Source organism: Serratia sp. BNK-12 (genome assembly GCF_047456085.1).
GTDB classification, from domain to species: Bacteria; Pseudomonadota; Gammaproteobacteria; order Enterobacterales; family Enterobacteriaceae; genus Serratia; species Serratia liquefaciens.
Genome location: NZ_CP179896.1, coordinates 3,813,173 through 3,838,290 on the forward strand (window position 1 = coordinate 3,813,173; position 25,118 = coordinate 3,838,290).

The 25,118-nt window shown below is 57.9% G+C and carries 26 protein-coding genes and 1 riboswitch; of the genes, 5 read left to right on the forward strand and 21 right to left on the reverse strand.

Features of this window, described 5'->3' with window-relative positions; all coding sequences use genetic code 11:
• Position 1 precedes the first annotated feature (1 nt).
• The 4 genes from moaD to moaA all read right to left on the reverse strand — a co-directional run bounded on the left by moaD (position 2) and on the right by moaA (position 2,377).
• Positions 2-247, reverse strand: a complete 246-nt coding sequence (gene moaD, locus ACMGG1_RS17760) for a molybdopterin synthase sulfur carrier subunit (RefSeq protein WP_012005757.1) — start codon at positions 245-247, stop codon at positions 2-4.
• The gene (moaC, locus tag ACMGG1_RS17765; protein WP_262244525.1) at positions 244-723 is read right to left on the reverse strand and encodes a cyclic pyranopterin monophosphate synthase MoaC; all 480 of its coding nucleotides are present in this window, start codon (positions 721-723) and stop codon (positions 244-246) included. Before moaC ends, moaD begins: the two co-directional genes overlap by 4 nt.
• Before the next feature lie 5 nt (positions 724-728).
• The gene (gene moaB / locus ACMGG1_RS17770; protein WP_020825725.1) at positions 729-1,241 is read right to left on the reverse strand and encodes a molybdenum cofactor biosynthesis protein B; all 513 of its coding nucleotides are present in this window, start codon (positions 1,239-1,241) and stop codon (positions 729-731) included.
• Positions 1,242-1,390: 149 nt separating this feature from the next.
• Positions 1,391-2,377: a GTP 3',8-cyclase MoaA gene (moaA, locus tag ACMGG1_RS17775; RefSeq protein ID WP_020825724.1), complete on the reverse strand. Its 987-nt coding sequence runs from the start codon at positions 2,375-2,377 to the stop codon at positions 1,391-1,393.
• A riboswitch (molybdenum cofactor riboswitch) is annotated at positions 2,364-2,506 on the reverse strand. (Overlaps the previous gene by 14 nt.)
• A gap of 260 nt (positions 2,507-2,766) precedes the next feature.
• Between moaA and ACMGG1_RS17780 the strand changes: the two genes are divergently transcribed.
• A complete protein-coding gene (locus tag ACMGG1_RS17780) occupies positions 2,767-3,684 on the forward strand; it encodes a gluconeogenesis factor YvcK family protein (protein WP_020825723.1) in 918 nt (305 codons plus the stop codon).
• Between the two features lie 4 nt (positions 3,685-3,688).
• On the opposite strand, the gene ACMGG1_RS17785 is transcribed toward ACMGG1_RS17780, so the two are convergent.
• Both ACMGG1_RS17785 and uvrB read right to left on the reverse strand, forming a co-directional pair.
• The gene (locus ACMGG1_RS17785; protein WP_020825722.1) at positions 3,689-3,946 is read right to left on the reverse strand and encodes a VF530 family DNA-binding protein; all 258 of its coding nucleotides are present in this window, start codon (positions 3,944-3,946) and stop codon (positions 3,689-3,691) included.
• A 108-nt stretch (positions 3,947-4,054) separates the two neighbouring features.
• Entirely contained in the window at positions 4,055-6,067 is a 2,013-nt protein-coding gene (uvrB, locus tag ACMGG1_RS17790; protein WP_020825721.1) for an excinuclease ABC subunit UvrB, read from the reverse strand.
• A gap of 1,268 nt (positions 6,068-7,335) precedes the next feature.
• Between uvrB and ACMGG1_RS17795 the strand changes: the two genes are divergently transcribed.
• Positions 7,336-8,046, forward strand: coding sequence for an ATP-binding cassette domain-containing protein (locus tag ACMGG1_RS17795; RefSeq protein ID WP_041414306.1), 711 nt, complete (start codon positions 7,336-7,338; stop codon positions 8,044-8,046).
• Positions 8,047-8,084: 38 nt separating this feature from the next.
• Here the strand turns inward: ACMGG1_RS17795 and bioD are convergent, their stop codons facing one another.
• The 4 genes from bioD to bioB are packed head-to-tail and all read right to left on the reverse strand — an operon-like array spanning position 8,085 to position 11,691.
• Positions 8,085-8,759 (reverse strand): dethiobiotin synthase, encoded by a 675-nt coding sequence (bioD, locus tag ACMGG1_RS17800; RefSeq protein ID WP_020825719.1) that lies wholly within the window; start codon positions 8,757-8,759, stop codon positions 8,085-8,087.
• Complete coding sequence (bioC, locus tag ACMGG1_RS17805; RefSeq protein WP_128863935.1) at positions 8,752-9,519, reverse strand: malonyl-ACP O-methyltransferase BioC; 768 nt, start codon at positions 9,517-9,519, stop codon at positions 8,752-8,754. The genes bioD and bioC overlap by 8 nt, the downstream gene beginning before the upstream one ends.
• Entirely contained in the window at positions 9,503-10,654 is a 1,152-nt protein-coding gene (gene bioF / locus ACMGG1_RS17810) for an 8-amino-7-oxononanoate synthase (protein WP_262244526.1), read from the reverse strand. The genes bioC and bioF overlap by 17 nt, the downstream gene beginning before the upstream one ends.
• Positions 10,654-11,691, reverse strand: a complete 1,038-nt coding sequence (gene bioB / locus ACMGG1_RS17815) for a biotin synthase BioB (protein ID WP_020825716.1) — start codon at positions 11,689-11,691, stop codon at positions 10,654-10,656. The genes bioF and bioB overlap by 1 nt, the downstream gene beginning before the upstream one ends.
• 90 nt (positions 11,692-11,781) lie before the next feature.
• On the opposite strand from bioB, the gene bioA reads away from it, so the two are divergent.
• Positions 11,782-13,056 carry an adenosylmethionine--8-amino-7-oxononanoate transaminase gene (gene bioA, locus ACMGG1_RS17820; RefSeq protein WP_122080586.1) on the forward strand — a complete coding sequence of 425 codons (1,275 nt, stop codon included), beginning with the start codon at positions 11,782-11,784 and terminating at the stop codon, positions 13,054-13,056.
• 4 nt (positions 13,057-13,060) lie between these two features.
• Here the strand turns inward: bioA and ACMGG1_RS17825 are convergent, their stop codons facing one another.
• Positions 13,061-13,462 (reverse strand): YkvA family protein, encoded by a 402-nt coding sequence (locus tag ACMGG1_RS17825; protein ID WP_048761208.1) that lies wholly within the window; start codon positions 13,460-13,462, stop codon positions 13,061-13,063.
• A 165-nt stretch (positions 13,463-13,627) separates the two neighbouring features.
• On the opposite strand from ACMGG1_RS17825, the gene ACMGG1_RS17830 reads away from it, so the two are divergent.
• Positions 13,628-14,110, forward strand: coding sequence for a kinase inhibitor (locus ACMGG1_RS17830; RefSeq protein ID WP_020825713.1), 483 nt, complete (start codon positions 13,628-13,630; stop codon positions 14,108-14,110).
• 94 nt (positions 14,111-14,204) lie between these two features.
• Here ACMGG1_RS17830 and pgl read toward each other — a convergent pair whose 3' ends face one another.
• Positions 14,205-15,200 carry a 6-phosphogluconolactonase gene (pgl, locus tag ACMGG1_RS17835; protein WP_262244527.1) on the reverse strand — a complete coding sequence of 332 codons (996 nt, stop codon included), beginning with the start codon at positions 15,198-15,200 and terminating at the stop codon, positions 14,205-14,207.
• A 178-nt stretch (positions 15,201-15,378) separates the two neighbouring features.
• Between pgl and ACMGG1_RS17840 the strand changes: the two genes are divergently transcribed.
• Positions 15,379-16,203, forward strand: coding sequence for a pyridoxal phosphatase (locus ACMGG1_RS17840; protein ID WP_262244528.1), 825 nt, complete (start codon positions 15,379-15,381; stop codon positions 16,201-16,203).
• Between the two features lie 34 nt (positions 16,204-16,237).
• Here ACMGG1_RS17840 and modC read toward each other — a convergent pair whose 3' ends face one another.
• The 9 genes from modC to ACMGG1_RS17885 form a co-directional block, all read right to left on the reverse strand.
• Positions 16,238-17,305: a molybdenum ABC transporter ATP-binding protein ModC gene (gene modC, locus ACMGG1_RS17845; RefSeq protein ID WP_020825710.1), complete on the reverse strand. Its 1,068-nt coding sequence runs from the start codon at positions 17,303-17,305 to the stop codon at positions 16,238-16,240.
• Positions 17,306-17,995, reverse strand: coding sequence for a molybdate ABC transporter permease subunit (gene modB, locus ACMGG1_RS17850; RefSeq protein ID WP_259216588.1), 690 nt, complete (start codon positions 17,993-17,995; stop codon positions 17,306-17,308).
• Positions 17,992-18,765, reverse strand: coding sequence for a molybdate ABC transporter substrate-binding protein (modA, locus tag ACMGG1_RS17855; protein WP_020825708.1), 774 nt, complete (start codon positions 18,763-18,765; stop codon positions 17,992-17,994). Before modA ends, modB begins: the two co-directional genes overlap by 4 nt.
• Before the next feature lie 290 nt (positions 18,766-19,055).
• The gene (locus ACMGG1_RS17860) at positions 19,056-19,205 is read right to left on the reverse strand and encodes an AcrZ family multidrug efflux pump-associated protein (RefSeq protein ID WP_020825707.1); all 150 of its coding nucleotides are present in this window, start codon (positions 19,203-19,205) and stop codon (positions 19,056-19,058) included.
• 169 nt (positions 19,206-19,374) lie between these two features.
• Positions 19,375-20,160, reverse strand: a complete 786-nt coding sequence (locus ACMGG1_RS17865; protein WP_122077635.1) for an ABC transporter ATP-binding protein — start codon at positions 20,158-20,160, stop codon at positions 19,375-19,377.
• Positions 20,157-21,191, reverse strand: coding sequence for a FecCD family ABC transporter permease (locus ACMGG1_RS17870; protein ID WP_128863932.1), 1,035 nt, complete (start codon positions 21,189-21,191; stop codon positions 20,157-20,159). Before ACMGG1_RS17870 ends, ACMGG1_RS17865 begins: the two co-directional genes overlap by 4 nt.
• A gap of 1 nt (position 21,192) precedes the next feature.
• Positions 21,193-21,948, reverse strand: a complete 756-nt coding sequence (locus ACMGG1_RS17875; protein ID WP_414160907.1) for a class I SAM-dependent methyltransferase — start codon at positions 21,946-21,948, stop codon at positions 21,193-21,195.
• 1 nt (position 21,949) lies between these two features.
• A complete protein-coding gene (locus ACMGG1_RS17880) occupies positions 21,950-22,945 on the reverse strand; it encodes an ABC transporter substrate-binding protein (protein WP_262244529.1) in 996 nt (331 codons plus the stop codon).
• Positions 22,946-22,952: 7 nt separating this feature from the next.
• Positions 22,953-25,118, reverse strand: coding sequence for a TonB-dependent receptor (locus ACMGG1_RS17885; RefSeq protein ID WP_130015922.1), 2,166 nt, complete (start codon positions 25,116-25,118; stop codon positions 22,953-22,955).

Consider the following 25,118-nt stretch of genomic DNA (forward strand, 5'->3'; position numbering starts at 1 on the left):
CTTAACCTCCGGTTACCGGTGGAAAGAAAGCGACTTCATCGCCGGCGCGCAGCGGATGTTCGGCCGCCACCAGCGACTGGTTCACCGCGGTCAACAGCTTGCCGGACTCCAGCGCCAATGCCCAACGGTCGCCACGTTCGCACAGCGCCTTACGCAGCGCTTCAACCGTCGGGTAATCTGCCGGCATCGATAAATCGCCGGTGCCAACCAGTTCGCGTACCTGAGCAAAAAAAAGAATATTAATCATAGTTCCACCTTAAAATCACCGGATTTGCCGCCGCTTTTCGCCAGCAGCCGCACCGGGCCGATCACCATGTCTTTCTGTACCGCTTTACACATGTCGTAAATGGTCAATGCGGCCACTGAAGCCGCGGTTAACGCTTCCATTTCAACACCGGTCTTACCGGTCAGTCGGCAGCAGGTTTCAATCCGCACCCGGCTGTGTTCCGGTTGGGCCTCCAACTGCACTTCGACCTTGCTCAGCATCAGCGGATGGCACAGCGGGATCAGCTCCCAGGTGCGTTTCGCCGCCTGAATACCGGCGATGCGCGCCGTGGCGAACACGTCGCCCTTGTGGTGGCTGCCCTCGATAATCCTCGCCAGCGTGGTCGGCAACATCTCGACGAAAGCTTCGGCGCGCGCTTCGCGCACCGTTTCTGCTTTGGCTGAAACGTCAACCATATGGGCTTCGCCCGCGGCGTTAATGTGGGTTAGCTGCGTCATAATTTTTATTTCTTCAGATGTGGCAGAAAGTTGCACGGGCGATGACGCGCGTCCAACTGCTCTTCAATAATGCGTTCCCAGGCGGTGCGACAGGCGCGGGTTGACCCCGGCATGGCAAAAATGACCGTCTGGTTGGCCATACCGGCCAGCGCGCGCGACTGGACCGTGGCGGTGCCAATCTCTTCGTAAGACACCATGCGGAACAGTTCGCCGAACCCTTCCACTTCGCGATCGAACAGCGGCAGCAGCGCTTCCGGGGTGTAGTCTCTGGCGGTAAAGCCGGTGCCCCCGGTGATCAGCACGGCCTGTACCGTTTCGTCTGCAATCCACGTGGAAACGCGTGCGCGGATCAGGTATTTGTCGTCTTTGACGATGGCGCGATCCACTACCCGGTGTCCGGCTTCAAGCGCCGCTTCTTGCAGGTACTGGCCCGAGGTGTCTTCCGCTTCGCCACGGCTGTCCGAAACGGTCAAAATAGCGATATGTACCGGAATGAATTCACTGTTGGCATGACTCATTGTTCACTTTGCTCCTATTCATAGGATACCCAATAGATTTCAAGTTGCAGCTAGGCGGCAAGGCCGTAAATCCCCAGGAGCTTACTCAGGTAAGTGACTGGGGTGAGCGCCCGCAGCCAACAACGCTGCGGCTTGAAAGATGCCGGGGATCAGCCGCCGATAAACGACAGGTTCTGCGTTATGCCACTGTTACCCTGATGCAGGAAGTGAGTCTGTTTCTTACTCAGCAGCCCGCCCTGGATGCGGTCCTTCAGTTCATCAAGCTGCTGATCATTCGTCAGCAGATCGCGCAGACCAATGCCCTGCTCGCCGAACAGACACAGGTGTAAATTGCCGATAGCGGAAACACGCAGCCGGTTGCAGCTGGCGCAGAAATCTTTTTCATACGGCATGATCAAGCCCACTTCACCCTGATAATCCGGATGGCTGAACACCTGCGCCGGGCCGTCGCTGCGGCCGCGCGGCTGACGCTGCCAGCCCTGCTGTTCCAGCTGCAAACGGATCACTTCACCGGAAACGTGGTGCTTACGAAACAGATCGCCCCCCTCGCCGGTTTCCATCAGTTCGATAAAGCGCAGTTGAATCGGGCGGTCTTTGATCCAGTTAAGGAAGGCGCCCAGCTGTTGGTGGTTAACGTCACGCATCAGCACCGCGTTGACCTTCACCTTGCTGAAACCGGCGGTAAAGGCGGCGTCGATGCCGTCCATCACCTGGCGGAACTTGTCCTGCCCGGTAATGGCATGAAATTGGCGGGGATCCAGGCTGTCGACGCTGACGTTGACCGCCGTCAGGCCGGCATCACGCCAGCCGGCGACGTCGCGCGCCATACGGTAACCGTTGGTGGTCACGGCGAGCTGGCGGATGGCCGGGTTTTCACGCACGGCAGCGATGATCTCGGTGAAATCGCGGCGCAGAGAAGGCTCTCCGCCGGTCAGGCGCACTTTTTCGGTGCCCAGTTCGGCGAATGCGCGACTGACGCGTCGGATCTCATCAAGCGACAAGAATGTTTTCGGGCTGCCGTTCGGGCGGTAGCCGTCCGGCAAGCAGTAGGTGCAACGAAAGTTGCACACGTCGGTGATCGACAGGCGCAAGTAATAGAACTTGCGCTCATAAGCATCAATGAGTTGCGGCACCATAACACCTTCCAAAGTCGGGAGATGCGAACGTTTCCGCTCTGCACCCTGGTGGCTGACTTCGCCACGGCCCAAGCGCCATATTGTTCGCAGGAACAACGTAGGCCCAGAGGCTAGGAGTTTTGGTCTCAGTTCCCGCAGTCGGAGTAGCCGGAACGAAACCGTGGTTTTCATCGGAATTCTAGCGCTAAACAAACGCGATAGCCAACGCGCAATTTCGCTATATAATTGTGTATACAGCGATTTTAGGCGATTCCTAATCTGGTAAACCATGATAAACAGCCTTTAGGGAGACGAATTGACCGGAATCACGCAAACCACACTCTTTTTCGCGTTTTTACGCCAAATCCGCTACTTTATGCGGGCAGTTAAGCCCCCTTGTAAGGAAATTTATGCGTAATCGAACCCTGGCCGATCTCGATCGGGTAGTGGCATTAGGCGGCGGTCATGGTCTTGGTCGCGTGATGTCTTCCCTGTCGTCTTTAGGCTCCCGTTTAACCGGTATTGTCACCACCACCGATAACGGCGGTTCTACCGGCCGTATTCGCCGTTCGGAAGGGGGCATTGCCTGGGGCGATACCCGTAACTGCCTGAATCAGTTGATCACCGAACCGAGCGTGGCTTCCGCGATGTTCGAATACCGCTTCAGCGGCAATGGCGAACTGTCTGGGCACAACCTCGGCAATCTGATGTTGAAAGCCCTGGATCACCTGAGCGTACGCCCATTGGAAGCGATCAACCTGGTGCGCAGCCTGCTGAAGGTGGACGCGGCGCTGATCCCGATGTCCGAACAGCCGGTGGACCTGATGGCGCACGATCATGAAGGCAACCACGTTTACGGCGAGGTGAATGTCGATCAACTGACCGACATGCCACAGGAGCTGATGCTGTCACCTCACGTCAACGCAACGCGCGAAGCGCTGGATGCTATCGCGCAGGCCGACGTGATCCTGATAGGACCGGGCAGTTTTCTGACCAGCCTGATGCCTCTGCTGTTGCTCGATGACCTTACGCAGGCTCTGCGTCGCAGCAGCGCCAATATGATTTATATCGACAACCTCGGACGCGAATTAAGCGTCGCGGCGGCAGCCTTGACGCTGAAGAACAAGCTGGAATTGATGGAGGCGAAAATTGGCCGCCAGATGATTGATGCCGTCATTGTCGGGCCAACGGCGGATACCCGTGAAGTGCAAGATCGGGTGGTGATCAAACAGCCGCTGGAAGCGCAGGATATTCCTTACCGCCACGATCGTCAGTTGCTGCGCCAGGCGCTGGATCAGGCGTTGATCGAGTTAGGTGCCCGCGCCTAAGCGTTTATTTGCCGCCACGTAGCCACGGGTTATCGCTGGCGGCCTGCTCAACCATGTCGAGATAAAGATCTTCCACCTGTTTGCGCGCCCAGGGCGTGCGACGCAGAAATTTCAGGCTGGACTTGATGCTGGGATCGCTGCTGAAGCAGTTGATGCGAATGCGTTCAGCCAGCCCTGACCAACCGTAGTTTTCCACCAGTTTATTCAGAAGCTGTTCCAGAGTGATGCCGTGCATCGGGTCTTTGGACTGGTGTTGGGTCATGGTCGGTGGCTCGCAGTAGTCAAATGGCCGCACACCATAATCAGCTTTGGCGGAGGCGACAAGGATTTTATGTTTTGGCGGCGCCGCGGTCTGCAGCGCGCCAATGGGTTATGAAATGGCAATAAACTGCTCGCGCAGCTGGTGGATTTCGTCACGCAAGCCCGCCGCCTGCTCGAACTCCAGGTTTTGCGCGTGGGTATACATCTGCGCTTCCAACTCGCGAATCTTCTGATCCAGCGCTTTTGGCGTAAGATTTTGGTACTGGGCGGCGTTTTCCGCAGCTTTGCCCTTCCCTTTGCCCTTGCTGCGGGTACTGGGTTTACCCAACTGCAAAATATCGGAAATTTTCTTGTTCAAGCCCTGCGGTACAATGCCGTTTTCTTCGTTGAACGCCTGCTGTTTGGCACGGCGACGCTCGGTCTCGCCGATCGCTCTGGCCATCGAGTCGGTAATTTTGTCACCGTAGAGGATAGCTTTACCGTTGAGGTTACGCGCCGCACGGCCAATGGTCTGGATCAATGAACGTTCGGAGCGCAGGAAGCCCTCTTTATCGGCATCCAAAATCGCCACCAGCGACACCTCTGGCATGTCCAGCCCTTCACGCAGCAGGTTGATACCCACCAGCACGTCAAACTCGCCCAGACGCAGGTCACGAATGATTTCGACCCGTTCCACGGTATCGATGTCCGAGTGCAGGTAGCGCACCCGCTCGCCATGCTCTTCCAGGTATTCGGTCAGATCTTCCGCCATGCGTTTGGTCAGCGTGGTAACCAGCACACGCTCGTTGATCGCCACCCGCTTGCGGATTTCGGAAAGCAGATCGTCCACCTGGGTGGTCACCGGCCGCACTTCGATTTGCGGATCCAGCAGCCCGGTTGGGCGCACCACCTGATCGATAATGTCACCACCGGATTTTTCCAGCTCGTATTTGCCCGGCGTTGCAGACACATAGATAGTCTGTGGCGCCAGCGCTTCGAACTCTTCAAAGCGCAGCGGGCGGTTGTCCAGCGCCGACGGCAGGCGGAAACCGTATTCCACCAGCGTTTCCTTGCGTGAACGGTCGCCTTTGTACATACCGCCGATTTGCGGAATGGTCACGTGGGACTCGTCAACCACCAGCAGGCCATCCGCCGGCAAATAGTCAAACAGCGTTGGCGGTGGCTCACCCTCGCCGCGCCCGGACAGGTAGCGCGAATAGTTTTCAATGCCGGAGCAGTAGCCCAGTTCGTTCATCATCTCCAGATCAAACTGGGTGCGCTGCGTCAGACGCTGTTCTTCCAGCAGCTTGTTATTGGCCAGCAGCACCTTGCGCCGCTCGGCCAGATCCACCTTGATCTCTTCCATCGCCTGCAGGATCCGCTCGCGCGGCGTCACATAGTGCGATTTGGGGTAAATGGTAAAGCGCTGCACCTCTTGTTCGATCTGGCCGGTCAGGGGATCAAACAGCGAAAGCCGTTCGACCTCTTCGTCAAACAGCTCGATGCGCAGCGCCAATTCATCCGATTCCGCCGGGAAGACGTCAATCACTTCACCCCGCACGCGGAACGTCGCGCGCTGGAAAGCCTGATCGTTGCGGCTATATTGCAGCTCCGCCAAACGACGCAGGATCGCCCGCTGATCGATGATCATGCCTTTGGTCAGATGCAACATCATCTTCAGGTACAAATCCGGATCGCCCAGGCCGTAAATCGCCGATACCGACGCCACCACGATCACATCGCGGCGTTCCAACAGCGCTTTCGTCGCAGAAAGGCGCATCTGCTCGATGTGTTCGTTCACCGAGGCATCTTTTTCGATAAAGGTGTCGGAGCTGGGGACGTAGGCCTCCGGCTGATAGTAGTCGTAGTAAGAAACGAAATACTCGACCGCATTCTCGGGAAAGAACTCTTTCATCTCACCATACAGCTGCGCCGCCAAAGTTTTATTGGGCGCCAGCACCATGGTGGGCCGGTTGAGATCGGCGATCACATTAGCGACGGTGAATGTCTTGCCCGAGCCGGTTACGCCCAGTAGCGTTTGGTGAGCCAGGCCGTCTTCCAGGCCCTCTTCCAGCTTACGGATGGCTTCCGGCTGGTCGCCGGCCGGCTTGAATTCGGAATGCAGTTTGAACGTTTTACTCATTGACTCGGCTACCCTGTGGAGATGCGCGCGCTCAGGCGGCCATGGAGCTGCTGCTCGGTGAATGGCCTCTAATTATGGAAAGCCCCGGCGATTTTCGCCAGTGCCTATGATACTGGATATAAAACCAGCTTCAAGCGGTTCGTTGCTTTGGCTTGCGTCAATCTGGGCTGAATGCACCGCCAGAGTTACAGCGGCGTGACATTTTTATTGTCAATAACAGTTTTATCCCCAAAATCCGCCACGAATTAACTTATTGATAGCACTGTGGCGAAAAATCATACATAGGCACTTCATCAATACAGAGGCCGCTTGATTTTAGTTAATTTATTGATTAATAATGATTTTATAAAAAAGACGAGATTGCGGACAAAGCGAACAGAACCCGCGTCCGCTCTCGCTTTAAACCGGTTTTCTAAATCTAATGCACAAGGTTATCCACAGGAATAGTGGATAACTCTCACCGCCCCGCCCCCGGCGGGAGTTGCAGAAAGAACGCTTTTTGGCGTTTCTTCTCGCCAAGATGGCTTTTTTAGTTATTTTTTCACAAAAATATCGCTTTGTTTATGCCGATTAATGCTAAAAAGACCCATTGCCAAAAACAGATTTGTCCCATTGTTACCTTCCTTTGCTGCATCTTGCGGCGAGCGATGAAATAGCTTGCACCATAACTCTTCTGCTCAGCACCGGAAGAGTGCAAAAATCGTCCGTGTTAACTTTCCCGCTATTTTCCGCTATTCCACCCAGCCCGCGTCTGGCGCGCCAGGCCGTTAACAAGGCAATAACAATCTCTGATTTACAGCGTTCAAAAAGTTGGCCCAAGGGTTGCATTACCCTTTGACGGCGAAAGTGGGCTCGGGGAAATCTACGCCCCGAAACGGCAGAATGAGCTGTTCGGGGTTTAGCGTCACGCCAATACGAATCAACTGACATTGGCGACATAAACATGAGAGAGCGCTAACGAATGGCCTTTAGGTGCCATTTTCACCTATGTATTGCTTGCTTAAGTCAAAACTTAACTACCTCGTTGAAGGTAGCAGATCAGCATTTTGTTCCAGACATTGAAACACTCGGGAAAGAAACCGCTAAGGCGGAAATCGCAGTAGGGAGTGGATTAAGCGAGGAAGAAGGGGTTCGTCCCCCTTCCCTGCACCGGCCGCCTGCGGTTCCGGCGGGTGAAATCGGCGCGGCCTGTTAACGCCGCGTTACGCCGACGCCCGCTATGGGCGTACAACCACGAGTGGAAGACAGGTCTTTGAGGAGAATGCCGGATGTTGAGTTTAAGGTCAGTGAATCAGTTTTATGGGCAAAACCATACCCTGTGGGATATCAATCTGGAACTGCCGCGTGGCCAATGTACGGTGCTTATCGGCCGTAACGGCGTAGGCAAAACCACGCTGGTCAACTGCATTATGGGTCATTTGCCGGTGGTCAGCGGCAGCATGACCTGGCAGTTGGCAGACGAACCCCCGCAAAATCTGCTGCAGCAGCCGGTAGAAACCCGAACGGAGCTGGGGATCAGCTACGTTCCCCAGGGGCGACAGATATTTTCACAACTCAGCGTTGAGGAAAACCTGCAGGTGGCGCTGATGGCCGGACGCGATAAATCCCGCCGCATCCCGCCGTTGATTTATAACCTGTTTCCCAACCTGAGGGAGATGCGCGGACGTCGGGCCGGCGATTTGGGCGACGGTGAACAGCAGCAGCTGGCGATTGGCCGCGCACTGGTACTGGAACCAGAGCTGCTGATCCTCGACGAACCCACCAGCGGTGTTCAACCGTCCATCGCCGCCGATATCGGCAACGTGATCCGCAAACTTAACCGGGAACTGGGCATGACTATCCTGCTGGTGGAGCACAAACTGCCCTTTGTCCGCCGCGTGGCAGATCGCTTTTGCCTGATGGATAAGGGCCGCAGCGTGGCGGATGGTACGCTGGAACAGTTGGATGAGGACTTGATCAATGCCTATCTGGCGGTGTGACGAACAGGATATGGGGGAAGAAATTTCCCCCAGTCCCTTTATAAAACGCTCAAATCCAGATACTGCCCCAGCGCCTGTCGTTCGGCTTCGGGCAGATGGGGGATCTCCCCCAACAGCGGGGCCGGTAACATGCGGCGCAGCGTGGCCATATATTCCTGATGGCGGCGACCCGGTGCGCAGACGTCATTGGCGATCCAACCGACCAGCGGCAATCCCGCCTGCCGGATAGCCTGTGCGGTCAGCACGGCATGGTTGATGCAGCCCAGCCGTATTCCCACCACTAAAATGACCGGCAGTTGTTCCTGCTGCACCCAGTCGGCAAAGGTATGTTGTTCACTAAGCGGCGTAAACCAGCCCCCGGCGCCTTCGACCAACAGCCACTCGGCCCGCTGCTCCAGGTGACGTAACCCGGCGGAAAGCTGAGCCAGTTCGATCGGCCGCCCTTCGTCGGCGCTGACAATGTGCGGTGAGGTCGGTTCTGCAAACACATAAGGGTTTACTTCGCCATAGCTTAGCGCCACCGAACTATTGGCCTGCAATGCCAACGCATCGCCGTTACGTAGCCCTTCCGTGGTCATCTCGCTGCCTGAAGCTACCGGTTTGTAGCCGGCCGTGCGGTAACCCGCCAAATTGGCTGCCTGCAGCAAGGCACTGCTGGCCACGGTTTTGCCCACTTCGGTATCGGTGCCGGTGACAAACCAACGCTTAATCACGATAAATCACTCCATAAACCAGATGATAGCTGAGCGGAAATTGTCCACGGCGGCAGGGATAGGCTGCCTGCAAGGCGGCGAGGCGCTGTCGGGACAGTAACCCAGCCTCTCGTCCCTGATGCAAATGGGTCGCACCTATCCCCTTGAGGGATCGCATCAACGCCATTACGTCCGGGTAATTCAGGGTTTGCCATTCCGCCTGCAGGTGATGGCGATAACCCGCACAGGCCGCCTCAATCTGCGCCAGCGGCAGAAAATCATTAACATGGCGCTCACCGTCCACCTGCTGCCAGGCGTCACCCAATTCATGCAGCGAACCTTCAGCCAGGGTGGAAAATAAAATCACGCCGCCCGGGCGGGTAACGCGGTACAACTCTGCCAACGCCCGCGGCAGATCGCTGCACCATTGCACCACCAGGCTGCTGAAACTGATATCCACGGCAGCATCGGCTAAGGGAACATTTTCGATGTCGCCCAGCAGATAATGATCCGCTGCCTGCTGCTGGCGGGCAAAGGCCAGCATACCCGGTGCCAAATCGAGCGCCGTCACCTGCTTGCCCAGTTCGCGCCAGCGGCGGCTGAAATAACCGGTGCCACAGCCGGCATCGAGCAGTTGCTCGCCCCGGTGATCCTGCGCCATCCCCAGTAAGCGCTCACCCACATCACGCTGTAATACCGCCACCGCGTCATAACTCACGGCCGCGCGGCTAAAGGCCGAGGCGACCGCTTGCTTGTTAACCTGTTCAAACGCTGACGTCATGCAATACCTCCAGCAGACGATCGATATCCTGTGGCTGATGCGCCGCCGTCAGGGTAATACGCAAACGCGCACCGCCCGGCGGTACCGTTGGCGGGCGGATCGCACTCACCCACAGGCCTTGCGCACGCAGGTGCTGCGCCAAATCAAGCGCTCGCTGATTATCCCCCACCAGCAACGGCTGAATGGCGGTTAGAGACTCCGTCAGCGTCAGCGACAACTGGGCCGCCCCCTGGCGAAATCGCTGAATATTCGTGTTCAACCGCGTGCGTAATTCGTCACCCTGCTGGATACAATGCAACGCTGCCTGCAGCGCACAGGCCTGTGCCGGCGGCATCGCCGTGCTGTAAATCAGATGGCGGGCAAACTGCAACAGGTATTCAGCCGTAGATTCATCGCACAGGACTGCAGCGCCACTGAGGCCAAAGGCTTTGCCGAAAGTGACCACCAACAACTCGGGCCGTACGCCCTGCTGCCAGCAACTGCCGCGCCCCTGTTCACCCTGAATGCCAATGCCATGTGCGTCGTCAACCATCAGCCAGGCGCCTGCCTCGCGGGTCAAACGGTGCAGCTCTGCCAAAGGGGCACTGTCGCCGTCCATGCTGAATACCCCTTCGGTGACCGCCAACGTCTGGCCGCCGCAGGGTTTTGCCAGCAAATCGGCCAACGCCTGCGGTTGGTTATGGCGAAAGCGTCGGAGTTGGGCCGGTGAGTGAGCTGCCGCCTCCAGCAGCGAGGCGTGGCTAAGCCGATCGGCCAGGATGCGATCCTCTTCCTGCATCAGCGCCGCCAGCAGCGCCTGATTGGCGGCATAGCCAGAGATAAACAGCAGCGCGCGCGGATAACCCAACCACTGCGCCAATTGTTGTTCCAGCGCCTGATGCGCAGTACAAAAACCGGTGACGTGGCCGGAACCGCCGGACCCCACGCCATATTGCTGCGCGCCCTGCTGCCAGGCAGCGATCACCTGCGCATTCTGGCTCAGGCCCAGATAGTCATTGCCGGAAAAATTCAGGTAGCGTTGGTCGTTAAGCTGAAGATGGCGGCCATTGCCGCCCTGATTCACCAAACGGTGGCGGTAAGCGGCACTCTGTTGCCGCTCCTCCAGCGCCTGTTCAATACGTTGTTGCCAGCTCATTACAGCGCCGCGTTGTAAAACTCAGCGGTATCGGCCTGCATCAGGCGCGCAGCCAGCACTTCTTGTTGCTGGTTGTCGCCGTGCTCGGTTTCGGTCTGCTGCGGGTTGAGGCCCAGCTTGCGGAACAATTGCAGATCCTTGTCCTCTTCCGGGTTTGGCGTGGTCAGCAGCTTGCAGCCGTAGAAGATGGAGTTGGCACCGGCCATAAAGCACATCGCCTGGGTTTGTTCGTTCATCTGCTCGCGACCGGCTGAAAGACGCACGTAAGAAGACGGCATCATGATGCGTGCCACTGCGATAGTGCGAATGAAATCAAAAGGATCGACGTCGTCGTTGTCCGCCAGCGGCGTCCCCTTAACCTTCACCAGCATGTTGATCGGCACGCTCTCCGGCGGCGTGGGCAGATTGGCCAACTGTACCAGCAGCCCTGCGCGGTCACGCACCGTTTCTCCCAGCCCAACGATGCCGCCGGAGCAGACTTTGATACCCGCACCACGCACCTTGCCCAACGTATCCAGGCGTTCCTGATAGCTACGGGTGGTGATGATATTGCCGTAGAATTCCGGCGAGGTATCCAGGTTGTGGTTGTAATAATCCAGTCCGGCTTCGGCCAAGCGTTCCGCCTGTGAGCCATCCAGCGTGCCCAGGGTCATGCAGGTTTCCATCCCCATGGCCTTCACGCCTTGCACCATCTGCTGCAGGTAAGGCATATCGCGCTCGTGCGGGTTTTTCCACGCCGCGCCCATACAGAAGCGGGTCGATCCGTTTGCCTTGGCCTTGCGCGCCGATTCCAGCACCTGTTCCACCTGCATCAACCGCTCCGACTCCAGGCCGGTTTTGTAGCGGGAGCTCTGCGGACAGTACTTGCAGTCTTCCGGACAGGCGCCGGTTTTGATTGATAACAGCGTGCTCACCTGCACCTGACGCGGATCAAAATGCTGGCGGTGAACCGTCTGGGCTTCAAACAATAACTCAAGCAGGGGTTTATCAAACAGGGTCTGGGCGAGACCCACTGTCCAGTGAATGCGATCGGCCATCACGGCGTCTCCAAAAATGAAAAAAGTGTCGTCAGTTTAGATATTGTGGATATACTGTCAACCATTACACACATGATTTGGTTTACAAGTATGTCTGTCACTGACTCCGACCTGGAATTCGATCAGCGCCATATCTGGCACCCTTACACCTCGATGAGCCACCCACTGCCCTGTTATCCGGTAGAGGCCGCCAGCGGCGTTGAACTGCAGTTGGCCGATGGCCGACGCCTGATTGACGGTATGTCGTCCTGGTGGGCGGCCATTCACGGATATAACCACCCGCAGTTGAACCTGGCCGCCACGCAGCAGTTGGAAAAGATGTCGCACGTGATGTTCGGCGGCATTACCCACTCCGCCGCGATTGAACTGTGTCGCAAGTTGGTCGCTATGACGCCGGAAGCGCTGCAATGCGTGTTCCTGGCGGATTCCGGGTCGGTGGCGGTGGAAGTGTCGCTGAAGATGGCGTTGCAATACTGGCAAGCGCGCGGGGAACGGCGGCAGCGCATTCTGACCCTGCGTCACGGCTATCACGGCGATACCTTCGGCGCGATGTCGGTATGCGATCCGGACAACTCGATGCACAGCCTGTATCAGGGCTATCTCGCGCCGCACCTGTTCGCTACCGCGCCGCAGTGCGGTTTCGATCAGGCCTGGGATGAAAATGATATCGCCCCGTTCGCCGCGCTGTTGGAACAACACGCCGGTGAAGTGGCGGCGGTGATCCTGGAACCGGTAGTCCAGGGGGCGGGCGGCATGCGCATCTATCACCCGACTTACCTTAAACGGGTACGCGAACTCTGTGACCGCTATCAGGTGCTGCTGATTGCCGACGAGATCGCTACCGGTTTCGGGCGCACCGGCAAGCTGTTCGCCTGTGAACATGCCGAGGTAGTACCGGATATTCTGTGTCTGGGCAAGGCGTTGACCGGCGGCTATATGACGCTTTCCGCCACCCTGACCACCCGCCACGTGGCGGAAACCATCAGCAACGGCGCTGCGGGCTGCTTTATGCACGGTCCTACCTTTATGGGCAATCCTTTGGCCTGCGCGGTGGCGAATGCCAGCCTATCGCTGCTGGCGGAAAATCGCTGGCAGCAGCAGGTGGCCGCCATCGAGACCCAGTTGAAACAGCAGCTATTGCCGCTGAAAATGCAGCCAAAAGTAGCGGACGTGCGGGTATTGGGGGCGATTGGCGTAGTGGAAATGCGCGAGCCGGTGGATATGGCGCAGCTACAGCGCGGATTCGTCGAGCGCGGCGTGTGGATCCGCCCGTTCGGCAAACTGATTTATTTAATGCCGCCTTACATCATCGAGCCTGAACAGCTCAGCAAATTGACCGCCGCAGTCACCGCCGCGGTCCAATAACAGATTACCAATGCTGGTCCAGATAACGGGCCAGCAATACCAGACACAACACCCACAGCAAAATGATCATTACCGCCGCCATCCGCCCGGTAGGATTGTCGATACGCCTTTGCGCCTTCTCGCGGAACTCCACCATCAGCGGCTTGGGGATCAACCGCACCGCCAACATTATGCCCAGCGGCACAATAATCACGTCGTCCAGATAGCCCAGCACCGGAATAAAGTCCGGGATCAGATCGATAGGCGATACCGCATAACCCGCCACCAGCAGGGCGATCAATTTGGCATACCAGGGCGTGCGCCGGTCACGGGCGGCCAGCCAAAGAGCATAAATATCGCGCTTGATGCCCTTGGCCCAGCGGCGCAGCCAACCAAACCACGGCGTGCGTTTTTTTAATGAAATCATGATTGCTTGTATCGATCTGTGAATTATTGATGTCGCGTATGTAGCTTCGGCGTTAACGAGGATAACTCATAGAGCAGGCCGCTGGCGAGGCGCAATGAGGCTTGTGTTATTACGTCAAAAAGGTCTAGCTTAGGCATTCAGCTTTTACCGACCAATGGAGTCATTATGAGCTTTCGTTTGTACAGCAACGATTTGCAGGACGGCGCGAAAATGCCGGAGCGCCAGGTATTCAACGGCATGGGTTATCATGGCGATAATCTGTCGCCGCATCTGGCCTGGGACGGCGTGCCGGAAGGCACCAAGAGTTTCGTGATTTCGGTATACGATCCCGATGCCCCGACCGGCTCCGGCTGGTGGCACTGGGTGGTAGCCAATATCCCGGCTGCCACGCGTGAACTGCCGCAGGGCGCAGGTTCCGGCAAGGGCGGCTTACCGGCCGGCGCCGTGCAGACTCGCACCGATTTTGGTTCCGCCGGCTATGGCGGCGCGGCGCCACCGCAGGGAGAAAGCCACCGCTATCACTTCACCGTCCACGCACTGGACGTAGAAAGTATTGAGGTGGATGAAGGTTCCAGCGGCGCGCTGGTCGGTTTCAACGTGCACTTCCATAGCCTTGGCAGCGCCACGCTGACGGTGAAATACAGCTGATTTTCGGGAAAAACAACCCCAACCCGAGAGACTGTAGGGGCGCAGCAAGCTGCGCCCTCATTATTCATTCACCCTTACGGCAACCGGGTATCATTTACTTCGCTAATACGCTTACCCACATCGGGCCTTTACCCACCGGGTAACGTGCCAGAGTGGTCAGCTTGCCGCTGGCCTGATCGATTTCATATACCCCGATATGATCGGACTTCTGGCCGGACGAGATCACAAAGTGGCCGCTGTGGTCGATGTTGAAGCCGCGTGGCTGCTCTTCAGTCGGGTGGTAGCCAACGACCGACAGGGTGCTGCCATCTTCGGAGACGCTGAAAATGGTCAAAATGCTGGCGGTGCGGTCGCTGGTGTAGAGGAAGCGGCCATTCGGCGTGAGGTGAATATCCGCCGCCCAACGTGTGCCGTTGAAATCGGCAGGCATGATATCCAGCGTTTGCGCCAGGGTGTATTTAGCGCCGTTTTCACTGATGGCCAGCACGTCTACCGTGCCGTCCAGCTCGTTGACGCAGTAGGCAAATTTGTCGTTAGGGTGGAATGCCATGTGGCGCGGGCCAGCACCGGCGGCGGTTGCAACCGCTTGCTGAGCATACGGCGTCAGTTCACCCTGTTGATCCAAATTGAACAAACGAATGCGATCTTCTTTCAGGCAAGGCACCAGCAGCAGCTGATTGGTCGGATCGATATTGGCCGAGTGCGGCGCAGTTAACCCGTCAATCTGCTGAAGAGGTGCGCCCACTACGCCGTCATGGCCGATCGGACTGACGCTGGCGCAGTTGCCGCTGTAGGAGGCGGAGAACAGATAACGCCCCTGTAAATCGGTGGAGATGTGGGTCGGGCTGCCCGGCAGCGGTGCCATGCCCGCCTGTTGCAGCGTGCCGTCCGCCTCGATGCGGTAGCTGACAATGCCGAACGCCGGGCGCACGCCGACGTACAGGTGCGTTCGGTCCGGGTGGATCGCCATCGGTTGCACCTGACCCGGGACTTCGACGGTTTGCAGCAGCGCCAGGGCCCCTGCATCGCCTAACTGCCAGACGTGAATTTGTTGGCTTTCCGGGCTGGCGACATAAACGATTTGCTTCATGTGTTCTCCTTGAATAGGGTAAGAGAGAAACCGGTTTCAGGTTTTTCGGTTTCCCCTAGCTTACCTCACATCCGTGACATAACAACCCTGTGTTGCTGAGGAAATCTGTGCTGTTTTATCCATCGCTTATCCGGTGTACCATCGGTTTAATTTTGTTGCTAACGATAATGAGATCCCTATGAGCTACCGCGTCATTGCCCTCGATCTGGATGGCACCCTGCTGGACAACCAAAAACGCATTTTACCGCAGTCGCTGGCAGCCCTGGCGCAAGCGCGCGCTGCCGGTATCAAAGTGATTGTCGTCACCGGCCGCCATCACGTGGCGATCCACCCGTTTTATCAGGCGCTGGAGATAGACACCCCGGCAATCTGCTGCAACGGCACCTATCTGTATGACTTCCAGCAGCAAAAAGTGCTGGCCGCCGATCCGCTGGCCAAAGATCAGGCCAAACTGGTGCTGCAAATGCTGAAACAAAGTGGCATTCACGGCCTGATGTACGTGGACGACGCCATGCTGTATCAGGAACCCAGCGGCCACGTCACCCGTTCACTTGCCTGGGCGGAAACCCTGCCGCCGGCGCAGCGCCCAACGCTGTTGCAGGTCAACAGCCTGGTACAGGCGGCCGATGAAGCACAATCCATCTGGAAATTCGCCACTTCGCACGCCGATATTCCCGCTCTGCGCCAGTTTGCCGAAACGGTGGAAAAAGAGCTGGGACTGGCCTGCGAATGGTCGTGGCACGATCAGGTCGATATCGCCAAAGGCGGCAACAGCAAAGGGAAACGCCTGCAGCAGTGGGTCGAGTCGCAGGGCCTGAGCATGGATCAGGTGGTGGCGTTCGGGGATAACTACAATGACCTCAGCATGCTGGAAGCGGTAGGCCTGGGCGTGGCGATGGGCAATGCCGATGACGCTATCAAGCAACGCGCCGATTTGGTGATCGCCGATCACCTGCAGCCCGGCATCGCCGAGGTGATCCGCACGCTCGTGCTGGGTCAGTAATTCGTGATTGCCCTCCCCGCGGGGAGGGCGCTATTTAACGCGCCTCGCGGCTGATCGACACGCTTTTCACCTGCGCATACAACCATTGACCCGGTCGGATCGCCAACTCATCACGCGCCCACGGCGTAATACGCGCCCACAGCACGCTCTCTCCCACCGCCAGTTTCACCTCCACCTGCCCATCCACGTCCAGGCACTCGGTCACCTTGGCCGGCAGTACGTTGCGGATACTGCTGTTGACCGGCGGCTGCAGCACCAATGAAACGTCGGCGGCGTTGATTCGGATGCGCAGTTGAGCGCCCAACGCGGCATCGACTCCGCTGACCCACAGGCGTTGGTCGCCCAACGCCAGGGCCGTCATGGCGTAGCGCGCATGATGTTCAATTACGCTGACGCGCAGCACGCTGCTTTGATCTTCACGCTGCAACCATGGCCGCAGTGCGCTGCTGGCCCACACTTCTTCCAGCCCGCCGAATGCCCTTACCTGACCGTTATCCAGCACCATCACCTGCTCGGCCAAACGCAGAATTTCATCCATGCTGTGGCTGACGTAAAGGATCGGCGTATTGACGTCCTGCGCCAACCGCTCCAGATACGGCAGCAGTTCGCGCTTGCGCGGCAGGTCCAGCGACGCCAGAGGTTCATCCATCAGCAGCAACTCCGGCGCGGTCAATAAAGCACGACCAATCGCCACCCGCTGTTTTTCACCGCCTGACAGCGTCAACGGCAGGCGGTTGAGCAAGGGTCCGATACCCAGCAATTCAACAATGTTGTCGAACTGAGCACGCATACTGGTCGCCATACCGTATTGCAAGTTGCCACGTACCCGATAATGCGGGAACAGGCGCGCGTCCTGGAACACGTAGCCAATCCGCCGCTTCTCCGGTGGCAGGCACAGGCCGCTGGCGGTATCCACCAGCGTACGGCCATTGAGCACAATGCGGCCTTGCTGCAGGCGCGTCAGGCCGCCAATGGCATTGATTAAGGAAGTTTTACCCGCACCCGACAGGCCAAAAATCGCGGTGATGCCCTGCGCGGGCAGATCGGCGCGCACGTTAAGGTTTAAATCCCCAAGGCGTTGGGAGAAATCCAGCTCCAGCATTTACACGCCCATCCGTTTACGACCCCAGCGGGCCAGCCACTCGGAAACCATCAGTGAAAGCAGTGACAGCACTATGGCAATCACGCACAGGCGCGCGGCGGCGGCTTCAGCCCCCGGCGTTTCAATCAGGGTATACATCGCCAGCGGTATGGTACGCGTCTCGCCGGGAATGTTGGAAACAAAGGTAATGGTGGCGCCGAACTCGCCCAGAGAACGGGCAAAGGCCAATACCACACCGACAATCACGCCGGGCAGCGACAGCGGCAGCGTGATGGTGAAAAACACCCGCCACGGGTTGGCCCCCAGGGTGCGGGCAGCCTGCTCCAGCCGGGTATCCACCGCCTCCAGCGCCAACCGGATGGCGCGCACCATCAGCGGGAACGCCACCACGGCAGAAGCCAGCGCCGCACCGCGCCAGCTAAAGCTGAAACTGAAGCCAAACCAGTCATACAGCCATTCACCAATCACGCCGCGCCGCCCCATGGCGATCAGCAATAAATAGCCGACCACCACCGGTGGCAGTACCAGCGGCAGGTGAATAATACTGTCCAGCAGCGATTTACCCGGGAAGCGGCAGCGTACCAGTACCCAGGCCATCAGAATGCCAAAGGGTAAACTGCACACCACCGCCAGGGCGGACACTTTCAGGCTCAGTTCAACGGCCTGCCACTCGTAATCACTCAGGATCATTTACGCGGGGAGAATCCATAATGTTTGAAAATAGCAGCCGCTTCCGGGCTCTTCAGGTAGCTGTAGAACGCGCTGACGGCCGGGGTTTGATGACCTTTCACTATCGCCATCGGGTATTCCACCGGTTTGTGGCTGTCTTCCGGGAAGATGGCCACCACGCTGACTTTATCACTGGCTACCGCGTCTGAACCATAAACAATGCCCAACGGCGCTTCGCCACGTTCTACCAATGCCATGGCGCTGCGTACGTTGTTGGCCCGGGCCAACTTAGGTTCCAGCGCGGTCCAGGCTCCGAGATTCTGCAGCGCTTCCTTGGCATAAATGCCGGCAGGCACGTGATCCGGATCACCCACCGACAGGCGGCCGCCATTGAGCAGTTTTGCCCAGTCGGTTTGCTTGTCGAGCGTGATTTTAGCCGGTTTGGCGTCTTTTGCCGCGATCAACACCAGTTCGTTGCCCAACAGGGTGTAACGGGTGTCTTTGACCATTTGCTGTTTGTCGATGGCGTAATCCATCCACTGCTGATCGGCAGAGATAAACAGATCGGCCGGCGCGCCCTGCTCAATCTGGCGCGCCAGCGTGGAAGAAGAGGCGAATGAGGAAACCACCTGCACATCCTTGCCTTTCTGGTATTGGGTCGCGATATCCTGCAGTGCGTTAGTCAGCGAGGCGGCCGCAAAAACGGTAATTTTATCCGCTGCCGATGCCTGCATAACCATACCGGATGCCAATACGATACCGCCGACCCACTTAGTCCATTGCTGTTTCATTGTTTTCTCCGCAAGTTAACGTGCATTATCACTCTTCGTTATATAAAAAATAATATAACGTCGCGCAGAAGCTTGTCATGCGGTTTATCGGCAGGGTGTGAGATATCTTGATATACCCGTCATACTTCAAGCTGCTTGGGTGTTGGCTCTCCTCGTTCACCCCGGTCACTTACCAGAGTAAGCTCCCGGGGATTCACTGCGTTGCCGCCTACAAGCCACTCGAATTATTTAGGGCATATATCTACCTGCCGAACGACGCCGGCAGGCTTTGAAATGGGGATGGGTAACGATCAGTGCTGGGTACGATTTTCTTTCGAACGGCCCACTTTGGAGAAAATGTTGAACACTTCCGCCAAACCGTAGATCAGGCCGAGGATGATGGCCATCACAACCGGAACCATGACCACAGCGAACAGCAAACTTTTCAATAAATCCAACATGGTAGCCTCACTTAACTGCCCATTGAGCGGTAATGAACACCGCCACGTAAATTCTAGTTTAAACCAAAAAACCGACTAAAACGGGGTTATTTTAAAGACTTGGCGGAATTTGTAACCGGCCAAACGTGCCATTTGTGCTCCGGTGGCGTCTATCGGCCTGCGGCGAACGCTATTGAACAGGATAATAGATCAGCGGCGCGGCATAATCGCTAACCGCCGCCAGCCTGGCCTCTACCCCATAAACCCTGTCTATCGTCTCCGATGTCAGCACCTGCTGCGGGGGGCCGAACGCGTGTAAACCGCCCTGCTTTAACAACATCAGCCGGTCACAGTAGCAGGCCGCCAAATTCAGGTCGTGCAGCGAAACCACTACGCTGATGCCCAGCCGCCGCAATAACGCCATAAACTGCTGCTGATGGGCAATATCAAGATGGTTGGCAGGTTCATCCAATAACAGCCATGGCGTTTGTTGCGCCAGCGCGCGTGCCAGATGAACGCGTTGCTGTTCCCCGCCGGACAGCTGATGCCATTCACGCTCGGCCAGGTGCGAAATGCCGACCTGCTCCATCGCCTGCCCGGCAATGCGATAATCTACCGCGCTGAATCCTGCCCAGCGGCTGGCGTAAACCAGACGCCCGAGCAACACCACGTCTTTCACCGCAATGGCAAAGGCGCCGGGCCCGGACTGTTCGAGGAAAGTCATGGATTTGGCTCGCTCGCGCCCTTTCATTGAGGCAATATCGGTTTGCTGCAAATACACCCGGCCACGGCTGGGGGAAATCAATCCCGCCAGTAACTTGAGCAGCGTAGATTTTCCGCTGCCGTTGACGCCGAGCACGCCGGTAATTTCACCGGGCCGGGCGTGAAAACTGAGGTTATTCAGCACCACTCTTTCTGCCGTTGACCACCCCAACCCTTCGGCACGCAGCCCCGATAACCGGCTTTCAATGTTCATGCATTTATTTTCCGATACAGCAAGGCGAGAAATACCGGGACACCCAACAACGCGGTCAAGACGCCCACCGGCAGTTCGCGCGGTTCAAACAAGGTTCTGGCCAGGGTGTCCGCCGCGACGGCAAACAACGCGCCGCACAGCGCGCTGGCCGGCAACAGCAACCGGTGACGCGGCCCGACCAGCAGTCTGGCGACGTGCGGCACCGTCAGCCCAATAAACCCCACCGCGCCGCTGAATGCGACGATAACGGCCGTCAGCGCCATGGTAATGCCGTACAGCAGCAGCTTCAGCGGCGCCACCGCCACTCCCAACGACGCCGCGGTCAGGCCGCCGAATGCCAGTGCGTCCAGCTCGCCCGCTTTCATCCAGCAAACCGCCAGTGCCGCCGCCAGCAGCAGAGCGCAAAGCCCCACCTGCGACCAGCGGGCGTCACTGAAGGATCCCAATAGCCAGAACATCACGCCACGCGTGGCATTGGCGTCCGCTTGCCATAGGGTAATCAGCGAGGTCAGTGCCGAAAGCAGTTGCGTGACCGCGACCCCCGCCAAAATAAACAGCGATGACTCGGCGTTCAAGGAACGCCCGGCGAGCAGTAAAACCAGAGCAAAGGCCCCGGCCGCACCGATAAATGCTCCGCCAGACACCGACAACAGGCCGCCGCCGAGCCCCAACACCAGCACCAGAACAGCGCCCACGCCCGCCCCGGAAGAGATCCCCAGCACCCAGGGATCGGCCAACGGGTTGCGCGTCAGCGATTGCAGGACGGTGCCGGCCAAGGCCAGACCGGCCCCTGCCACCGCGGCCAACAGCGCCCTCGGCATTCTCAATGACCAGATTATCCGTTGATAAATCTCGCTACCGTCCTCGGCGTTAGCGGCGCCAGGGGCAGACAAAATACGCCACGCGTCATGCAGCGATATTGGCGCCGGTCCGTACAACGAGGCAGCGAGCAAAAATAGCGGCAACGCCAGCGCCAGCATGCACAACCAACCGCCTGAACGCCTGGCCCCCCGGCGTACCGATCCGTCCATACTATTTCCAGCCTGCAATCACGTAGTCATCCAACAACTGCCAGACCGGCTCTACTTCGGTAAACCCCGCCTGCGTCAGGCTGGCCAGTTGGAAATCTAATGCCGTCGCCGGAGGGACAGGACGCCCGGCGAACAGCTTTTCCCGCTGTTGCCGATATTGCGCCAGCTCCGGCAACTGCTGCACCTTGTCAAACCACTGCTCCCAGTCTTCGACACCGTTGCGCCAGGCCTGTTGCTGCGTCTGGTTATCGTGCAGTTCAGCCAACGTTTTAACGCGTGGCTGCCGATGGTCATAACGCTGGTGGTCAGCATTCAAAAATACGCCCCCCTTGGGCAGCCGTTCGGCGATGTTGCGATACAGCACCGTCAGCTGTTCCGGCATTAACCAGTGCAGCGCCGTGCTGGAAACCACCGCATCAGGCGTTGCCCCCTCGAGCGATGAGAAACACTCAGGATCGGCGAGATCGGCCTGAAGAATGCGGATCCTGTCGCCATATTCCGCCAGGGCACCGCGGGCGATAGCCAACAATAACGGATCGAGATCCATCGCCGTCACTTTGGCCTGCGGGAAACGCTGAAGGATGCGCAGGCTTAGCGATCCCGGCCCACAAGCCAGATCTAGTACGTGAAAATCCTCGCCGACCGAAAGCGCTAACACCTCGAGTTGGGCATTAAAACGCGCTTCTCGCTCGGCGATGTAAGCCCCTTGTTGCTGATCCCACGAGGTCAACAGTGAGGAGAATGAAAGAGAGGACATATCAGGGTTCCTTTTTGAGAATGGATGATCCTAGGGCCTGTTGCTGCAGGCCCTGAATTAAACGTTGCAAGGCTGCCAGGGTACGCACCGAGGGATCCAGGTCGTAGCCGGGCAAAATGACATAGCGTTTTTGGCGCACGGCGCGCAGGGTTGAGGTCAGGGGGTGATGCTCCAGAAAATGGATCTTATCTTTGGCACTGTCGCCGAGGCCGCCACGGGGTAAATCGCCCAGCACAATCACGTCGGGATCGCGGGCGGCAATGGTTTCCCAGGATACGGTGGGCCAAAGCTCGGGCAGATCCCCAAACAGATTTTGACTGCCAATCTGACGGGTCAACAGTGCAGGTGCGCCGCAGCATCCCGCCACATAAGGGGTTTGCGTACCGGCATACCACCAAAGTAGCCGCTGTTGGGGCAAGGACGCCGCCTGTCGCTCCAGTTCCCGCAGTTGTGACTGCTGCTTTTTAATTAAGCGCTCAGCTACGCCGGTGACGTGAAAAATTCGGGCAATTTCACGCAGTTCGGCAAAAATACCCTCGAAGCTCGCCGAGCGGCTTACGGTACTTTGTTGGCCACTGCAGACGTCAGGCGAGAGATAGGTAGCGATTCCCCACTCCGTCAGCCGATCGCGGCTGGGCGTTTCCGGGCTGTTAAACCAGTAGTAACTGGCCGAATAGACCAAATCCGGATTGAGCAACAGCAAAGGTTCCGCCGACGGCGGTGCGGCGGCCGACAGCTGGCTCAGGGCTTTGCCCCGCGTCGTCGGAGACGGAGCCGTATCCCGTGCATAGTCATAACCGATAATGCCGACGATGCGCTGCGCCAGTCCCAGCGCCAGCAGGTTTTCCAACGCGGGGTTGGCGTAAACCAGCACCCGCTCAGGCGCCGCCGGGTAGCGGTACGCCTGGTCACAGTTATTGAGGGTGACAGCACCGGCCTGCGCCAGCGCGTGAAACGACAGGCCCAGCGCCACCAGCAGGCAGATTATCGGCTGCATAGCGGGATCAGAACCTCACCGAAATAAAGCTTTCATAGGTGCGTGATGGCGCAATCAGCACCTGATCCGGGTAAGTACGTTGATAGGCATACAACTGGTTAGTGACGTTTCTGATACGCACGCCCACACCCACGGTCTGGGTGATCTGATAGTCCGTGGCCAGATCGAGCGTGGTGTAGGACGGCATTTTACGCTGGTTGGCGTCGTCGTTATAACTGCTGCCCACGTAGCGCAGCGATGAGGTGAGCCCCCACTGTTCCGTCGGCATATAACGTGCCGTAAGGTTGGCGGTCCAGTCAGGGATGTAGGCCGGACGATTACCGTTATAGCTACGTAACGGGCTGCCGCCGCGGTACTCATCATAACGGGCGTGGGTGTAGGCCGCATTGGCGGCCAGCTCCCAGCGATCGCTGGGGCGCAACATCAGGCTTAATTCCACGCCGCGCGAGGTCTGCCGGCCAACGGCATTTAGCGTATCCGGCTGCTGCGCATTGGGCACAAACAGGTTGTCCTTGCGCAGTTCGTACAACGCCAGCGTGGCCTCTCCCTTGTTATCCCAAAACTGCCCCTTGGCGCCGACTTCCCATTGGCGTACCCGGGTAAGCGGCAGACCGGTTTGCGCCGGACTTAAAAAGAACAGGTCGTTGCCCGGCTCCTTGCCGGTGGTGTAGTTGGCGTAAATATTGATGTTATCGGTCAACGCATAGCTGGGGCCCAGGCTCCAGACGCTGAAGGCGTAGGTTTGCGCGGAGCGCTCTTCTTGCGGGCCCTGAAAATGCCAATCCATATCCATATGGTTGTAGCGCAACTGCCCCAGCAGGGTTAAACGTTCAGTCAGGCTGAAGCGGTCTTCCATAAAAGCGGCGTACTGGTTTTGCGTAACGTGGCGAACCGGAGAACGTTGGCTAGCGGTGCCCTGTGAAAAACTTTCTCTGATCGGTGCCTGCAGCGGAACCTCTTCGGAACCGGGGAAGCCGTTGGAGTAGTACTGAAAGCGACGTTTACTCAGATCAAGGCCGACAATAAACCGGTTATCGAAGCCGCCCAACGGCCGGTCGAACACCAGTGAACTGCGGTTGCCGATCAGGTCGTCATCGTGGGCCAGCGCCCCGAACGAATCGCGATTGACATAGCCGGGCTGGGTGGCCGCCGAGATGCGAAAGCGTTCCACATTGCGCCATTCGCGAAAGCCGCTGTAATAGTAGAACTGGTTATGCAGCTCAATTTCAGGCGTGGTGAACCAATCCAGGCTGGCCTGAAACGACGTGGCGTTGCTCTGGATACGACTGTCGGTCAGGTTGTTGTAGTTGATATCGCGCAGTTCGCGGGCGATGTTCCCTTCCACCAGCGGCGTGCCGTAGTAAGGGTTGTTGGTGCGATTGAGCATGCGATCCAGGCTTAACGTCAGCAGGGCATTATCAGACAGTTTAAACAGCAGCGCGCCGGATACCCGTTTCTGTTTGTCACGCTCATATTGCACATTGGTGCCGCTGTCGCTGCCGCTGACGTCCAGACGATAGGCTGCCACGTCGTCGACTAACGTCCCTCCCGCTCCCAGGTGCAGGCGCTGGCTGTTATAACTCGACAGGCCATAGTCGAACTCGATGGGCTGGCGGCTGAAGGTCGGCTGGCGCGAAAGCAGATTGACGCTGCCGCCGGCGGCGCTCAGGCCATTGAGCACCGATCCGGGGCCGCGCAACACTTCTACACTGCCGTAATGGGAAGGATCCGCTAGCTGAAGGGTGCTGCCCGGCGTTTCGACGCCGTTATACAGCCAGGACACCGGCCTGAAACCGCGAAGTGAAAAGTTATTGCTGAGCGTGGGGGAAGCCACGCCGGACATGCCGGGAGCACGCTCGACAACGGCGGCGAGCGATTTATCACCCCGCTGCTGGATAGCCTGTGCGCTGATAACATCAATACTGCGTGGGGTTTCCAGATTGGTCAGCCCCAGGCGCGAAGCCGACTGGGTGACGACCTCCAACGAGCCATAGGTGCTCTGGGGCTGGCTGGATGCCTGCACGGTTAAGCTGTCTTCGCAACGTGATGACTTTTCGATTTTGTCGCAAGCGCCGACGGCCAGCGCGGCGTTCGGCAGGCTTAACAGCAAAGCGGTAATCAGGTAATAAGGTGGTTTTTTGGGCGTGACGAAACCCAGACGTGCAGCACTCAT

Bases quoted from the DNA above. Each gene is read 5' to 3' on its own strand.
- moaD (WP_012005757.1), bottom strand. From the start codon at position 247: ATGATTAATATTCTTTTTTTTGCTCAGGTACGCGAACTGGTTGGCACC.
- moaC (WP_262244525.1), bottom strand. From the start codon at position 723: ATGACGCAGCTAACCCACATTAACGCCGCGGGCGAAGCCCATATGGTT.
- moaB (WP_020825725.1), bottom strand. From the start codon at position 1,241: ATGAGTCATGCCAACAGTGAATTCATTCCGGTACATATCGCTATTTTG.
- moaA (WP_020825724.1), bottom strand. From the start codon at position 2,377: ATGGTGCCGCAACTCATTGATGCTTATGAGCGCAAGTTCTATTACTTG.
- ACMGG1_RS17780 (WP_020825723.1), top strand. From the start codon at position 2,767: ATGCGTAATCGAACCCTGGCCGATCTCGATCGGGTAGTGGCATTAGGC.
- ACMGG1_RS17785 (WP_020825722.1), bottom strand. From the start codon at position 3,946: ATGACCCAACACCAGTCCAAAGACCCGATGCACGGCATCACTCTGGAA.
- uvrB (WP_020825721.1), bottom strand. From the start codon at position 6,067: ATGAGTAAAACGTTCAAACTGCATTCCGAATTCAAGCCGGCCGGCGAC.
- ACMGG1_RS17795 (WP_041414306.1), top strand. From the start codon at position 7,336: ATGTTGAGTTTAAGGTCAGTGAATCAGTTTTATGGGCAAAACCATACC.
- bioC (WP_128863935.1), bottom strand. From the start codon at position 9,519: ATGACGTCAGCGTTTGAACAGGTTAACAAGCAAGCGGTCGCCTCGGCC.
- bioF (WP_262244526.1), bottom strand. From the start codon at position 10,654: ATGAGCTGGCAACAACGTATTGAACAGGCGCTGGAGGAGCGGCAACAG.
- bioB (WP_020825716.1), bottom strand. From the start codon at position 11,691: ATGGCCGATCGCATTCACTGGACAGTGGGTCTCGCCCAGACCCTGTTT.
- bioA (WP_122080586.1), top strand. From the start codon at position 11,782: ATGTCTGTCACTGACTCCGACCTGGAATTCGATCAGCGCCATATCTGG.
- ACMGG1_RS17825 (WP_048761208.1), bottom strand. From the start codon at position 13,462: ATGATTTCATTAAAAAAACGCACGCCGTGGTTTGGTTGGCTGCGCCGC.
- ACMGG1_RS17830 (WP_020825713.1), top strand. From the start codon at position 13,628: ATGAGCTTTCGTTTGTACAGCAACGATTTGCAGGACGGCGCGAAAATG.
- pgl (WP_262244527.1), bottom strand. From the start codon at position 15,200: ATGAAGCAAATCGTTTATGTCGCCAGCCCGGAAAGCCAACAAATTCAC.
- ACMGG1_RS17840 (WP_262244528.1), top strand. From the start codon at position 15,379: ATGAGCTACCGCGTCATTGCCCTCGATCTGGATGGCACCCTGCTGGAC.
- modC (WP_020825710.1), bottom strand. From the start codon at position 17,305: ATGCTGGAGCTGGATTTCTCCCAACGCCTTGGGGATTTAAACCTTAAC.
- modB (WP_259216588.1), bottom strand. From the start codon at position 17,995: ATGATCCTGAGTGATTACGAGTGGCAGGCCGTTGAACTGAGCCTGAAA.
- modA (WP_020825708.1), bottom strand. From the start codon at position 18,765: ATGAAACAGCAATGGACTAAGTGGGTCGGCGGTATCGTATTGGCATCC.
- ACMGG1_RS17860 (WP_020825707.1), bottom strand. From the start codon at position 19,205: ATGTTGGATTTATTGAAAAGTTTGCTGTTCGCTGTGGTCATGGTTCCG.
- ACMGG1_RS17865 (WP_122077635.1), bottom strand. From the start codon at position 20,160: ATGAACATTGAAAGCCGGTTATCGGGGCTGCGTGCCGAAGGGTTGGGG.
- ACMGG1_RS17870 (WP_128863932.1), bottom strand. From the start codon at position 21,191: ATGGACGGATCGGTACGCCGGGGGGCCAGGCGTTCAGGCGGTTGGTTG.
- ACMGG1_RS17875 (WP_414160907.1), bottom strand. From the start codon at position 21,948: ATGTCCTCTCTTTCATTCTCCTCACTGTTGACCTCGTGGGATCAGCAA.
- ACMGG1_RS17880 (WP_262244529.1), bottom strand. From the start codon at position 22,945: ATGCAGCCGATAATCTGCCTGCTGGTGGCGCTGGGCCTGTCGTTTCAC.
- ACMGG1_RS17885 (WP_130015922.1), bottom strand. From the start codon at position 25,118: ATGAGTGCTGCACGTCTGGGTTTCGTCACGCCCAAAAAACCACCTTAT.